General features: G+C 67.9%; 9 protein-coding genes. 5 read left to right on the top strand and 4 right to left on the bottom strand.

The window, feature by feature from the left end; genetic code table 11:
- The first annotated feature begins 193 nt into the window (after window positions 1–193).
- Window positions 194–2,074, top strand: a complete 1,881-nt coding sequence (locus B3349_RS17060) for a B12-binding domain-containing radical SAM protein (RefSeq protein ID WP_414646935.1) — start codon at window positions 194–196, stop codon at window positions 2,072–2,074.
- Window positions 2,075–2,226: 152 nt separating this feature from the next.
- Here B3349_RS17060 and B3349_RS17055 read toward each other — a convergent pair whose 3' ends face one another.
- Genes B3349_RS17055 through B3349_RS17045 form a run of 3 tightly spaced genes read right to left on the bottom strand, consistent with a single transcriptional unit; the run spans window position 2,227 to window position 6,543 of the window.
- Window positions 2,227–3,777: a DHA2 family efflux MFS transporter permease subunit gene (locus B3349_RS17055; protein ID WP_291590523.1), complete on the bottom strand. Its 1,551-nt coding sequence runs from the start codon at window positions 3,775–3,777 to the stop codon at window positions 2,227–2,229.
- A 7-nt stretch (window positions 3,778–3,784) separates the two neighbouring features.
- Window positions 3,785–4,960 carry an HlyD family secretion protein gene (locus B3349_RS17050; RefSeq protein ID WP_291590522.1) on the bottom strand — a complete coding sequence of 392 codons (1,176 nt, stop codon included), beginning with the start codon at window positions 4,958–4,960 and terminating at the stop codon, window positions 3,785–3,787.
- A gap of 59 nt (window positions 4,961–5,019) precedes the next feature.
- Window positions 5,020–6,543, bottom strand: a complete 1,524-nt coding sequence (locus B3349_RS17045) for an efflux transporter outer membrane subunit (RefSeq protein WP_414646928.1) — start codon at window positions 6,541–6,543, stop codon at window positions 5,020–5,022.
- Between the two features lie 107 nt (window positions 6,544–6,650).
- Between B3349_RS17045 and B3349_RS17040 the strand changes: the two genes are divergently transcribed.
- Window positions 6,651–7,268 carry a TetR/AcrR family transcriptional regulator gene (locus tag B3349_RS17040; RefSeq protein ID WP_291590520.1) on the top strand — a complete coding sequence of 206 codons (618 nt, stop codon included), beginning with the start codon at window positions 6,651–6,653 and terminating at the stop codon, window positions 7,266–7,268.
- Between the two features lie 161 nt (window positions 7,269–7,429).
- Here B3349_RS17040 and B3349_RS17035 read toward each other — a convergent pair whose 3' ends face one another.
- Window positions 7,430–9,673 (bottom strand): hypothetical protein, encoded by a 2,244-nt coding sequence (locus tag B3349_RS17035; RefSeq protein ID WP_291590518.1) that lies wholly within the window; start codon window positions 9,671–9,673, stop codon window positions 7,430–7,432.
- Between the two features lie 457 nt (window positions 9,674–10,130).
- Between B3349_RS17035 and B3349_RS17030 the strand changes: the two genes are divergently transcribed.
- The 3 genes from B3349_RS17030 to B3349_RS17020 all read left to right on the top strand — a co-directional run bounded on the left by B3349_RS17030 (window position 10,131) and on the right by B3349_RS17020 (window position 12,273).
- The gene (locus B3349_RS17030; protein WP_291590517.1) at window positions 10,131–11,426 is read left to right on the top strand and encodes an SPOR domain-containing protein; all 1,296 of its coding nucleotides are present in this window, start codon (window positions 10,131–10,133) and stop codon (window positions 11,424–11,426) included.
- A 135-nt stretch (window positions 11,427–11,561) separates the two neighbouring features.
- Window positions 11,562–11,879: an I78 family peptidase inhibitor gene (locus tag B3349_RS17025; RefSeq protein ID WP_414646927.1), complete on the top strand. Its 318-nt coding sequence runs from the start codon at window positions 11,562–11,564 to the stop codon at window positions 11,877–11,879.
- 205 nt (window positions 11,880–12,084) lie between these two features.
- Entirely contained in the window at window positions 12,085–12,273 is a 189-nt protein-coding gene (locus tag B3349_RS17020) for a CsbD family protein (RefSeq protein ID WP_218333619.1), read from the top strand.
- The last annotated feature ends 136 nt before the right edge of the window (window positions 12,274–12,409 follow it).

The following is a 12,409-nucleotide window of genomic DNA, read 5'->3' as shown; positions in this document are numbered from 1 at the left end:
CACCTCGCTGATCCCGCGTGTGGCGATGGCAACCGTCGCCGCCGGCCACGGCGCCAAGCCCCCGCCCCTGCAGCCCCGGCCCCATGCTGGGACAATGCAAGCTTGGCCCGGGCACTGCCCAGCCCTCTTTCTTGCCCGTTTCTGCCCCATGACCACGCCCGTTCCTGTCCGTGTGCTGTCGCTCATCCCGCCGATGACGCAGCTCAACACGCCCTACCCGTCCACCGCCTACCTGACGGGCTTTCTGCGTTCGCGCGGCGTGGATGCGGTGCAGGAAGACCTGGCACTGGCCCTGGTGCTGCAGCTGCTGTCCAGGGAGGGGCTGCAGCAGGTGATCGATCTGGTACAGGCCCGGTACGACGCCGACCCCGACCGCGCCTTCAGCCCCGCCGTGCAAAGCTTCATGGGCCAGCGCGACCAGTACCTGGCCACCATCAACAAGGTGATTGCCTATCTGCAGGGCAAGGACAGCACGCTCAGCCACCGCATCGTCGGCCGCGGCTGGCTGCCCGAAGGGCCGCGCTTTGCGGCGCTGGAGCATTACCTCGATGACGGCAGCGGCGACCCGCTGGGCTGGGCCTTTGGCGCCCTGGGCCAGGCCGACCGCGCCAAGCACCTGGCCACGCTGTACCTGAACGACCTGGCCGATGTGCTGCGCGACGCGGCCGACGAGCGGTTCGAATTCGTGCGCTATGCCGAATCGCTGGCCGGCAGCCAGCCCACCTTCGAGCCGCTGGCCGAAGCGCTGGCCGCACCGCTGACGCTGGTGGACGAGACCCTGGCCGAGCTGACGCGCAAGGCCATCTGGCGCCAGCGGCCCACGGTGGTGCTGCTGTCCGTGCCCTTTCCCGGCTCGGTGTACGCGGCGTTTCGCATTGCCCAGACCATCAAGGCCGAGTTCCCCCACATCACCACGGTGCTGGGCGGCGGTTTTGTGAACACAGAGCTGCGCGAACTGACCGAGCCGCGTGTGTTCGACCACTTCGACTTTGTCACGCTGGATGCGGGCGAGCGCCCGCTGCTGGCCCTGCTGGAACACCTGCGCGGCGAGCGCGGCCGCTCGCGCCTGGTGCGCACCTATGTGCGCAACGATGCCGGGGCCGTGCAGTACATCAACATGATGGAAGCCGACATCGCTTTCGCCGAAGTGGGTACGCCCACCTGGGACGGCCTGCCCATCCACGACTACCTGTCGCTGCTGGACATGCTCAACCCCATGCACCGGCTGTGGAGCGACGGGCGCTGGAACAAGCTGACCATTGCCCATGGCTGCTACTGGAAGAAGTGCAGCTTCTGCGATGTGAGCCTGGACTACATCGGCCGCTACGAAGGCGCCAGTGCCGTGGAGCTGGCGAACCGCATCGAGGCCATCGTGGCCGAGACCGGGCAGACCGGCTTTCACTTTGTGGACGAAGCGGCGCCGCCCAAGGCGCTCAAGGCCCTGGCCACCGAGCTGATCGAGCGCGGCAGCGACATCAGTTGGTGGGGCAATATCCGCTTCGAGAAAACCTTCAGCCCCGAGCTGACGCAATTGCTGGCCGACAGCGGCTGCATTGCGGTCTCGGGCGGTCTGGAAGTAGCGTCCGACCGGCTGCTGGACCTGATGAAAAAAGGCGTCTCCGTGGAGCAGGTGGCGCGCGTGACCAAGGCTTTCAGCGAGGCCGGGATTCTGGTGCACGCCTACCTGATGTACGGCTTCCCCATGCAGACCGTCCAGGACACGGTGGATGCGCTGGAATATGTGCGCCAGCTGTTCGAGAACGGCTGCATCCAGAGTGGTTTCTTCCACCGCTTTGCCTGCACGGTGCACTCGCCCGTGGGCCTGAATCCGGCGGAATATGGCGTACAGCTGGTGCCGCTGCCCGAGGTGACGTTTGCCAAGAACGACATCGCCTTCATCGACCCCACCGGCGTGGACCACGATGCCCTGGGCGCGGTACTGAAGAAAGCCATCTACAACTTCATGCACGGTATTGGCGTGGAAGAGGATGTGCGCAGCTGGTTCCCGTTCAAGGTGCCCAAGCCCACCGTGCCGCGCAACAAGATCGAGAAGGCCTTGCGCACGCGCGGCTAGGCGCCGACCAAGGCAGCCCCCGATCGTTGGCACGCCCCGGCGGTTGCCGCCAGCCTGCGGCCACGCCGGGCGCTTTCCTTGCCTCCGCATTCGACACCCGTGCCCCCTGGCCCGTTGCGGCGTGCAGGGGGACACGGGCCGGGACACGCGGCTCAATGCCCGCCGGCCCCCGGCTCCACCACCCGTGTGGGCTTGGGGGCCAGCCAGATCACACAGGCGCCCACCACAAAGCAGATGGCGATGGTGAACATGATCTGGTTGGTGGCCAGCATCACGCTCTGGCTGGTCAGCAGCTGGTCCAGCGCTGCCAGGGCCGCATCGGGCGACATGCCCGAAGCCTTGAGCCCCTGCAGCACCTCGCCGCTGCGGTCGGTCAGCCCGACCAGCTCGGCGTGCTGGCGCGTCGTGCCATCTTCCCAGGCGGTGTTCACCAGCGACACGGCAGCGGCGCCCGAGAGCGTGCGCAGAAAGTTCATCAGCCCGGCGGCGTTGTCCATCTCCTGAGCCTCCACGCTGGCCAGCGCCAGTCCGGTGGTGGGGATGAAGAAGAACGGCAGACCAAAGCCCATGAACATCAGGGGCAGCGCAATGTCCCAGTAGCCCATGTCGGTGGTGGCCACCGTGCGCCAGAAGGTCATCAGGCCCAGCCACAGCACGCCGGCAAAGATCAGCCGGCGCGGGTCCACCTTGGCCGAGAGGCCGGCCGCCATGGGCGCCACACACAGCGCAAACAGACCGGTCCACGCCGTGACCATGCCTGAATCCGTCGCCGTGTAGCCCATGAAGCTCTGCAGCCACAGCGGGGTCAACACATTCGCGGCAAAAAAGGCCGCAAACGTCAGGCTGATGGTCAGCACACTCATGGTGAAGCCCCGGTGGCGGAACACGCGCAGGTCCACGATGGGATGCTCTTCATGCAGCTCCCAGATCAGAAAGGCCGCAAAGCCCACCGCCGCCACCACGGCCAGCACCACGATGGTGGGCGAGGCAAACCAGTCCAGGTTCTTGCCTTCGTCCAGCATCAGCTGCAATGCGCCCACCCAGACGATCAGCAGGCCCAGGCCCACGGTGTCGATCGGGTTGCGGCGCAGCGCCAGCTCGTAGCGCCGCAGCAGGTTCCAGGCCGCAAACGCACAGCCAATGGCCACGGGGATGTTGATCAGAAAGATCCAGTGCCAGCTGTAGTTGTCGCAGATCCAGCCGCCCACAATCGGTCCCAGCACCGGTGCAATCAAGGTGGTCATGGACCACAGGCCGATGGCGGCCGGCGCCATGCGCGGCGGAAAGATGCGCAGCAGCAGCGTCTGCGACAGCGGCATCAGCGGGCCGCCGGCAAAGCCTTGCAGGATGCGCGCGAACACCAGAAAGCCCAGCGAATTGGCCAGGCCACACAGCAGCGAAGCCAGGCCGAACAGGCCCATGGCCACGGAGAACACGCGCACCGCGCCAAAGCGCGCTGCCAGCCAGCCGGTCAGGGGCACGCTGATAGCCTCGGCCACGGCGTAGCTGGTGATCACCCAGGTCCCCTGGCTGGTGGTGGCGCCCAGGTTGCCGGCAATGCTGGGCACCGAGACGTTGGCGATCGTCATGTCCAGCACAGCCACAAAGTTGGCGGCAGCCAGCACCAGGGCCGCCAGCCACAGCATGCCGCCGGTGAGCGGCTTGCCGCCGATGGTCAGCGGCGCAGAGTTTGCTTCAGCCATCGGCAGCTCACTGCGCGGCCGTGGTGGACGCCACGCGGGCTGCCGGGTCACCGCCACTGCGGGTGTCCACCGTCACGTTCATGGACAGGCCCACACGCAGCGGGTGGGCGGCCAGCTCGGCCGGATCCAGCTGTACGCGCACAGGCAGGCGCTGCACCACCTTGATCCAGTTGCCGGTGGCGTTCTGGGCCGGAATGGCGGCAAACGCCGCCCCCGATCCGCCGCTCAAGCCGGCCACGGTGCCGTGATAAACCACCTGGCTGCCGTACAGGTCGGCCTGCAGCGCCACGCTCTGGCCCACGCGCACCTTGCCCAGCTGGCCTTCCTTGAAGTTGGCATCCACATACATCTGCTGCACCGGCACCACCGACATCAGCGGCGCGCCCGCGGCCACGCGCTGGCCCAGTTGCACGCTGCGCTTGGCGACCACACCGGTCACCGGCGCCCGCACCGTGGTACGGTCCAGGTCCACCTGGGCCTGGTCGCGGCGGGCCAGCGCCAGCAACACCTCGGGGTTGGTCTCGGCGGTCGTGCCTTCGATCAGCGTGGCATTCACCTGCTTGGCGCCGACGGCAGCTTCGCGGTTGGCTTCGGCCTGGGCTTGCGCCGCCTTTGCCGATGCCAGGCGGGCCTTGGCAGCGGCAAAGGCGTTCTGGGCATTGGTCAGCTCGTCGCCCGAGACCGAGCCGCTGTGGGCCAGGGCTTCACGGCGCTGCAGATCGATGGTGGCGCGGGCCATATCGGCCTGGGCCGCCGTCAGCTGGGCGGCGGCGCTCTTCTGGTCCGCCTCGCGGGCGGCCACCTGGGCCTTCAGGCCGCCGTCATTGGCCACATAGCCTTTGACGCGGCGCACGGCGCGCGCCAGTTCGGCTTCGGCCTGGGCCAGCGCCAGGCGGGCATCCGTCGGGTCGATGCGCACCAGCACCTCTCCCTGCTGCACGGCCTGGGTGTCCTTCACCAGCACCTCCAGCACGGTGCCACCCACGGACGGAGTGACCTGGGCCACCTCCACCGCCGCATAGGCATTGTCGGTGGAGACGAAGTGGGACGCATGCAGCCACCAGTAGCCACCGCCCGCCACGCTGGCGACCACGACCGCACCGGCCAGACCGGCCAGCAGTTTGTTGCGGCGCTGCTCGCGCACCACGGGATTCGCGCTCACGGAAGAAGCGTTGTCAGTCATAAAAGCTCTCGCAGAATCAATTCAGGAAATTCAGGAAATTCGGGTGCCGCAGGCGCACATCACGCCCGGGGAATGCGGGGGGTGACCGGGGCTGCAGAGGACTGTGCAGTCCCTGGCGACGGGGCTTCCTGCCAGCCGCCCCCCAGCGCGCGGTGCAGTGCAATGTCCAGCGACAGCGCACGGGCCTGCACATCCACCAGCTGGCGCACGCTGGTCAGCAACTGGTCTTCGGCCGACAGCACATCCAGGTGCGTGGCCAACCCTCCTTCGTAGCGGTTTCGCGCCACGCGGTGGGCTTCGGTGGCGGCGTGCACGGCCTGCTCCATGGCCTGCAGCTGTTGCTGCAGCGCCCGCTGGCTCACGGCGTTGTCCGCCACTTCCTGCAGCGCGTGGGTGAGCGTGTTCTGGTACAGGGCCACCGCCTCGTCGTACTGGGCACGCGCGGCGCCCAGCTCGGACCGCAGACGCCCGCCGTTGAAGATGGGCAGGCTGATGGCCGGGCCCACGCTGGCCACGCTGGAGCCGCCCTTGGCCAGCATGTCCAGGCCCAGGGACTGCACCCCGATGAAGGCACTCAGGTTCACGTCCGGATAGAACTCGGCCTGCTTGGATGCCACGCGCGCTTCCAGAGCCTGGGCTTGCAGGCGCGCCGCCACCACATCGGGGCGGCGGCCCAGCAGGCTGGCCGGCAGTTGGTCCGGCAGCGCCCACTGCTGCTGCCAGGGCTGCTGCAAGGTGGCCGCGGGAATGGTGATGGCGGCACCCCGGTCGGGTGCGGCCCCCATCAGGGCGGCAATGCGGTGGCGCTGCAGGGCCACTTGCTCCTGGGCCTGCAGCCACTCGGCACGTGCCGCCGCCTGCCTTGCGTTGGCACTGTGCACACCGCCCTGGTTTTCCAGACCATGGGCAAAACGCTCGGCAAACAGCCGGGCCGTGGTGGTACGCACCTGCAGCGATTGCGCCAGCGTCTGCTCGGTCACGGTCACGCGCACCAGATCGGCGTAGGCCGCCGCCACGCTGCTGGCCAGCACCAGACGGGCCTGGGCGGCATCGGCCTGGCGCGCCTGCAGCTCACCCAAGGCGGCGGCCATGGCGGCACGGTGTCGACCCCACAGGTCCAGCGACCAGCCCAGGTCCAGCGTGGCGCGACCGACATCGTTCAGACCGCGCGGCACCATGGAAGAAGGGGTCAGGTAGTGGTAGCTGAACTTGTCACCGCTGGCACTGGCGTTGGCCGACAGCTGTGGTGCCGTGGCCGCTTCGCTCACGCCCAGCAGGGCCTGGGCCTGGCGCACGCGGGCGGCAGCGGCGGCCATGTCCGGCGCGTGCTCCAGTGCTTCGGCGATCAGGCTGCTCAGCTGGCTGTCGCCGTAACGCAGCCACCACTGGTCTTGGGGCCAGGCCACCTGCGGGGCACCGGCCGCCGCCTGCAGCGTCTGCGGGACGGGCTGTTGCAGCACCGCCTTGCCCTGCCAGTCCGGCAGCTGGGCGCAGGCGGTCAGCAGCACCGGCAGGCCCAGTGCCAGCCAGGCGGTGCGCACGGGACGGGCTGCCCCGGGCACACAAGCTTTGCATGTTCTCATGGAATACTTTATTAATGAACTGTACGGTACAGTATAGATTCTGAACCACCTCCCATCCAAGCGCTACACTGAAAGACAACACACCAACCCAAGGACATTGCGCGCACATGCGGACGAAAACGGAAGAAAAGCGGCAAGCCATCCTGGATGTGGCTGCTGCCACCTTTGGCGAACTGGGCTTCGAGCGCACCTCCATGTCCGAGATCTGCGCCCGGCTGGGTGGCTCCAAAGCCACCATCTACAACTACTTCCCGTCCAAGGAAGCGCTGTTTGTGGAAGTGATGTTCCAGGCCTCGGAGGCCGACTTTCAGAACACCATGCTGGCCCTGCAGGCCGACAGCCAGGACCTGCCGGCCGCCTTTCGCACCTTTGGCCGGCGCTTTCTGGCACTGCTCTATGCCCCCGAGGTCACGGCCGTGCGCCGCCTGCTGGTGGCCGAGGGCGAGCGCTCCCAGGTGGGGGCCCGCTGCTACGACCAGGGCCCGCGCCGGGGCCATGCCCTGATCAGCGGCTTTCTGCAGCAGGCCATGGACCGCGGCGCATTGCGCAGCGCCCCGGCCGAGCTGGCCACGCGCCATCTGCTGGCCTTGCTGGAGGCCGAGCTGCTGGAGCGCTTCCTGTTCCAGCACCTGCCGCTGCCCGCCACCGCCGAGCTGGATGCCTGTGCCGACCGGGGGGTGGAGGCCTTTTTGCACCTCTACGCCCAGGCAGTTGCGCACCGCTAACCCCTCTTTTCCCCGCTGAAGATCGCGTCCTGGGCACCCCACGCTGCCGGATCACCCAGCCGTGGTCTGGCGCAGCACTCCCCCGGCCCATGCGGCCACAAAAAAGCCCCTTCGCTGCGCACGAAGGGGCTGGGTCACGTTGCGGGGGCCCGGGGACGTGGTCACTGGTCGCGGACCGTATCCCCCGCGTTCGTCGCATCCGCTGCATTCGCCACAGACCCCTGGGCGATCGCGGCCGGAGCGCCGTGCTGCCAGTCGGCCGGCAGCACCGCATCCAGCCACTGCATACGCCAGCACAGCGCCAGCACCAGTACCACCACCAGCGCACCACCAGCGGCCCAACGCCCCCTGTGGCCGTCGGCATAGGGGTCGCCCACGCGCAGCGTGGCGGAAGCCGGGCGCTTGGCGGTCTGCGACAGCATGCCTCCCAGGCGCAGGTTGATGTTCATGCGGCCATTGATGGCCCAGCCGCTGGCGTCCAGGATCGGTCCCAGGCTGCGCTGGCGCAGCTTGAGCCAGGCAATCAGCATGCTGGGGCCGGAAATCGCCAGGATGATACCCAGCAGTGCCACGGGAATCCACGGGCCCAGTTCGATGAATTTGCCGAAGATGCCCACCATGACAGCGCTGATGGAGCCCAGCGCCACGCCGATGGCCGCCACGGTGCCGACATCGGTCTTGCGCGCGGTGGCCGCTGGCACGGCGGCTGCCGCTGGCGGCTTGGCCATGTCGACCAGCTTGCCCGCCGTGCTGTCCATCCCCGAGGTCACGGTCTCCTGCTTGGCGGCAGCGCGCTTGGCGACCTGTTCTTCGACCATGCGCAGAAACTTCTTGTACGGCGAGAAGAAAGCCTGGCCGATGCTGGTGGGGTTCTCGATGATCTTGGTGATGGTGGCATCCCAGTCCTGGCCGGTGCGGTCATAGAACACGCCGTTGCGGCCCACCATCAGATAGTCCACGTCCCCGGCCGTGAACGCGGCCACGATGTGGCGTTTTTCCGTGCCCCGGCGGCATTCGCAGTAGGCCAGATAGACTTTGGCCAGCCCGGCCAGCGTGGCATGGGCGCCCGGATCGGCCACATCCACCGTCAGGTCGCAGCTGCGGCCATCCAGGAACAGCGTGCCGGCCTGGAAAGCGGCCGCTTCTCCCCGGTTGTAGAAGTCGGCGAACGAGACAAAGTTGTTCAGCAGGCGCAGCAGGTCGCGCTGCAGGCGGATCAGCTTTTCCAGTGCCGTGGCCTGTTCGCCATGGCTTTTTTCTTCGGTATCGTGAGCAATCAGGGCCTGCAGCGCGGCTTCCTCGCCGCTGTCCAGCAAGGCCTGAGCCTCTGCTGCGTCCATGGCGCCCAGCGGGGAGGCCGGAAACGCTGCCAGCCAGGCCTGGCACGGCGCCAGCTGGGTCTTCAGCGCAGTCCACTGGGCTGCCGTCAGCGCCTGCACATCGCCGCCCAGCACCGGCACCACCGCATGGGTGCGCAGCGCGTGCAGCGCGTCGGCCCAGGCGGGGTTCACGCCCTCGGCCAGCGGCAGCACACAGTCGGCGCTGATGGGGGCCAGCGGCAGATCGGCAATGGCCTGGGACGCCAGTGACAGCTGCTGCGCCCCCAGCAGGGCATAGCCTTCCACGCTGGGGCTGAGCGGTGCCAGGGCCCGGGCATCGAAGGCGGCCAGCTGGCTGCGAGCGAAGAAGTCTTCCACCTTGGCCTGGATGGCCGTCAGTGCCTGTGCGGCAGCCACCGCCTGCGCCTGCGACGCCAGCACGCAGTGGTGCTGCCCGGCCTGGGCGTGCCAGGCGTGGATGGCACGCACATCGGCAAAGAAGGCATCCAGCTGGGCCCGGCCCATGCCGGGTTCGCCGTCCACCCCCATGGCGCTGCCATACAGGTCCATGATGCGCTGCACCAGGGCCTTGCGGGCATCGTTCTCGGGCAGCTTGACCGGATTCAGCAGCCCGTCGCCATTGAAGGCCAGCGCGTTGAGCATGGTCAGGCGTTCCCGCACGTCGGCCAGGGTCACGGTGGAGGCGCCTTCGCGTCCCAGCAGGCGCAGGATGCGCAGGGCCTCGGCGTGCAGGGCTGCGCCGGATGCGCTGTCGGTGTCCAGGTTGCTCAGCTGCAGCACGTCGCTGCCGCTGGTCAATACATCGGGGTGGCGCACCTGGGCCACGGCCCACTGGCAGGCTTCGATCAGTTCGGGCGCGCGGATGCGGCCATCGTGGTCCTTGTCGATCAAGTCCAGGGTGGCGGGGTCGAACTCGATCCCCCGGGTAGGGCAGGCCAGGGCCACCCACAGTTTCTGGTCCAGCGAAGCGATGTTCGCGATATCTTGGCCGGTACGGATGGCCACCTGCTCTACCCCGCCTGCGCGGAAGAACTGCCATGCGTACCCTGTTGCTTGCTGCTGCATGAAAACGGTCTGACGGTACAAAATTCCAGGCCCCACGGCCTGCCACGGCGCACCGCGCAAAAGCCCGGCCCGCATGCGAAAGGCGCCAGTGTAGGCGCGTCGCATGCTGCCATGCAGCAAATAGCCGTGGTGCCATGGCCGTATGCCTTGCCTGCATCAGGCGCTCCGCAATAAATAGCAACTTGGATACATTGGGCGCCAACCCGCGCCCACACTGGATCGGCGCCGCACAGGCCGCCCGCGTGGTGGCTGGCCGCCTGCGGGACGGCGCTGCGTTGCCACCGGTCTGCGCAACATTTGTTTGCAAACGTGTCGTCTTGTCCTGCACTTTTTTCGCCTCTGCTCCGTCCTGCCCCATCCCCTTTTTCGGACTGGAGCGGCCCCGCGAGCGATGCTGCCATGCCACGCTGCACCAGAGATGCGTGGGAAACGGTTCCTGCATGACACAATTCGACGCATGTCTTCGGAGCACCACGCACCCCCAGTCCTGTCTGCCGACAACCCGCTGATGCCACGCCTCTACCAGGCGGCCATCGGCCCGCTGCAGACGGCCTACTATCAGCGACAGTTCGAACGCTTTGACGCACTCGGCAAACCTCTGCCCAGCTGGAACTGGGCCGCGGGCTGCTGCACCCTGGGCTGGATGGCCTTGCGCGGCCTTTGGCGCTATGCCGCCGTGTACGCCGGCGTGCTGCTGGCGGTGGTGGCGCTGTGGTGGACGCTGGGCCTGAACCAGTTGCTGCCCCGCCCTGCGGCCCTCGCACTGGCCCTGCTGCTGGTGCTGCTGGCCGTACTGCTGCCCGGTCTGGGAGGCAATGCCCTCTACCACCGCGCGGTGCGCGAGCGCACCATGCAGGCATTGACCCGGTCGCGCACCCTGGGCGAAGCCATGGCCCTGCTGGAGACCCAGGCCCCCACCCCGACCCGTTTGCAATGGGCGACCACCGGCCATGCGCTGAGCGCACTGCTGGTGGCCGGCCTGGTCTGGGGGCTGAGCACCCTGTCCACGCCGACGGGCCCTGTCCACACCGGCCCCACCCAGCAGGACACGGCCCGCGCCCTGGCGGCACTGGCTCCCACCCCGACCGCTGACACGACTCCGGCGCCCCCTGCCGCGGCAGAGGCCGCGCCCGCTGCGCCCGACAGCCCCGCTGCGCTGTCGCCGCTGGAGCAGCCCGGCCAGACCGGCGCCACCACACCCGGCGCTCCCGCTGCTGCGGTTGCCACCTCGGCCCTGGCGGCCTCCACCGTTGCGGCCGTGACTGCTTCCGCAGCGCCAGCACCGGCGGCATTGCCCGAGAGCGCAAAACCGGCGCCGCCCCCCGAAGCACCGGGTTCCGCCAAGGCCGCCTCCACGGACAAGGCCGACCACGGCAGCCCCGTCCCCCCGAACGAGCGCACCAAGGACAAGGCCGGCAGCAAGACCGACAAGGCGCCCAGCAAAGTGGACAAAGCGGACAAGGCAGAAAAGCCCGACAGCAAGCACGCCGCCGCCGGCAAGACCGTGTTGCAACCCCGCAAGTACTACCTGAACAGCGGCCTCTACGCCCAGGCGGACAACGCCCAGCGCGTGACCCGCCGTTTGCGTGAAGCCGGCCAGCCGGTCTTCACCCAGTTGCTGGAATCACGCCAGGGCGAAGTCACCCGCATCCGCGTGGGCCCGTTCGACAGCCGCGCACAGGCCGAAGCCGCAGCCAGCAAGATCCAGGGCATGAAGCTGGAAGCCCAGGTCTTCCGCCACCTGCCCGACTGATTCCGCTTTGCCATGCAAGCACCGACGGACGTGGACACACAGTCGCCTTTCGTGACAATTACTTGCATGTGTAGCCTTCCGCCTCCCGGGGGCTGCTGGTATGGTGCATGCTATTGTTTTGAGAGAGGTTGATGTATGCGTACTGTGCTTTGGATGGGTATTCCGCTGGTGGCCGCATTGGCCGGTTGCGCAGGCATGGGCTCAGGCGGCCCCGGTCACGGCAACCCGGGCGCGCCGGCCCAGCCGCTGCAACGCTGTGATGCCGCCGCTGCCCAATGGGCCGTGGGCAAGACCAACACCGTGCAGCATGTGGAAGAAGCGCGCCGCCGCTCCGGCGCACTGATGGCCCGTGTGCTGCGCCCCGGTCAAGCCACCACGCTGGAATTCAATGCCGAACGCCTGAACCTGCTGGTGGATGCCACCGGTCGTTTCACCACCGCCAGTTGCGGCTGAGGCGCACAGCCGATCAGATCACATGCCTGTCTGACAGGACCTCCCGCCTGTTCCCGCTGCCGACCGGCCTACAGCCGTAGGCGCAGCCCCACGGCCCGCTGCGACACAGACCGGCCCTCGGGTTTCCCCCTGTGACCTAAGGTAGCCTCAGGCACGGAAGCCGTCCGTCGCCACCTGACCGCATGTTCACGAGAGGAATCCCCGTATGAATACCGACCAAGTCAAAGGTGCGCTGAAGGAAGCTGCAGGCAAGGTACAGCAAAAAGCCGGCGAGCTGATCGACAGCCCCGAGCAACAGGCCAAGGGGCTGGCCAAGCAGGTGGAAGGTGCCGCCCAGAAAAAAGTGGGCGATGTGAAAGAAGCCGTGGACGATGCGCGCAAGGCCTCCAAGTAAGGGCTGACCGCCCCGGACCGCACGGTCGTTGCCGCGCACACCGACCTCCTGGCCAGTTTTTTTGCGGCCGCCGTCGGCTCCCGCGGCGGGTATGCCACGCCCCGTGCTGCACGGCGGATGCTGCAACAGCGCCTTC

The sequence above is a fragment of the Comamonas sp. UBA7528 genome, from assembly GCF_002479375.1.
Lineage (GTDB): Bacteria > Pseudomonadota > Gammaproteobacteria > Burkholderiales > Burkholderiaceae_C > Comamonas.
This window is presented reverse-complemented; position numbering and strand designations above follow the sequence as displayed.

Excerpts from the sequence above, each read along its gene's own strand:
- B3349_RS17045 (WP_414646928.1), bottom strand. The coding sequence starts at position 6,543 with ATGAGAACATGCAAAGCTTGTGTGCCCGGGGCAGCCCGTCCCGTGCGC.
- B3349_RS17055 (WP_291590523.1), bottom strand. The coding sequence starts at position 3,777 with ATGGCTGAAGCAAACTCTGCGCCGCTGACCATCGGCGGCAAGCCGCTC.
- B3349_RS17035 (WP_291590518.1), bottom strand. The coding sequence starts at position 9,673 with ATGCAGCAGCAAGCAACAGGGTACGCATGGCAGTTCTTCCGCGCAGGC.
- B3349_RS17020 (WP_218333619.1), top strand. The coding sequence starts at position 12,085 with ATGAATACCGACCAAGTCAAAGGTGCGCTGAAGGAAGCTGCAGGCAAG.
- B3349_RS17060 (WP_414646935.1), top strand. The coding sequence starts at position 194 with ATGACGCAGCTCAACACGCCCTACCCGTCCACCGCCTACCTGACGGGC.
- B3349_RS17040 (WP_291590520.1), top strand. The coding sequence starts at position 6,651 with ATGCGGACGAAAACGGAAGAAAAGCGGCAAGCCATCCTGGATGTGGCT.
- B3349_RS17030 (WP_291590517.1), top strand. The coding sequence starts at position 10,131 with ATGTCTTCGGAGCACCACGCACCCCCAGTCCTGTCTGCCGACAACCCG.
- B3349_RS17025 (WP_414646927.1), top strand. The coding sequence starts at position 11,562 with ATGCGTACTGTGCTTTGGATGGGTATTCCGCTGGTGGCCGCATTGGCC.
- B3349_RS17050 (WP_291590522.1), bottom strand. The coding sequence starts at position 4,960 with ATGACTGACAACGCTTCTTCCGTGAGCGCGAATCCCGTGGTGCGCGAG.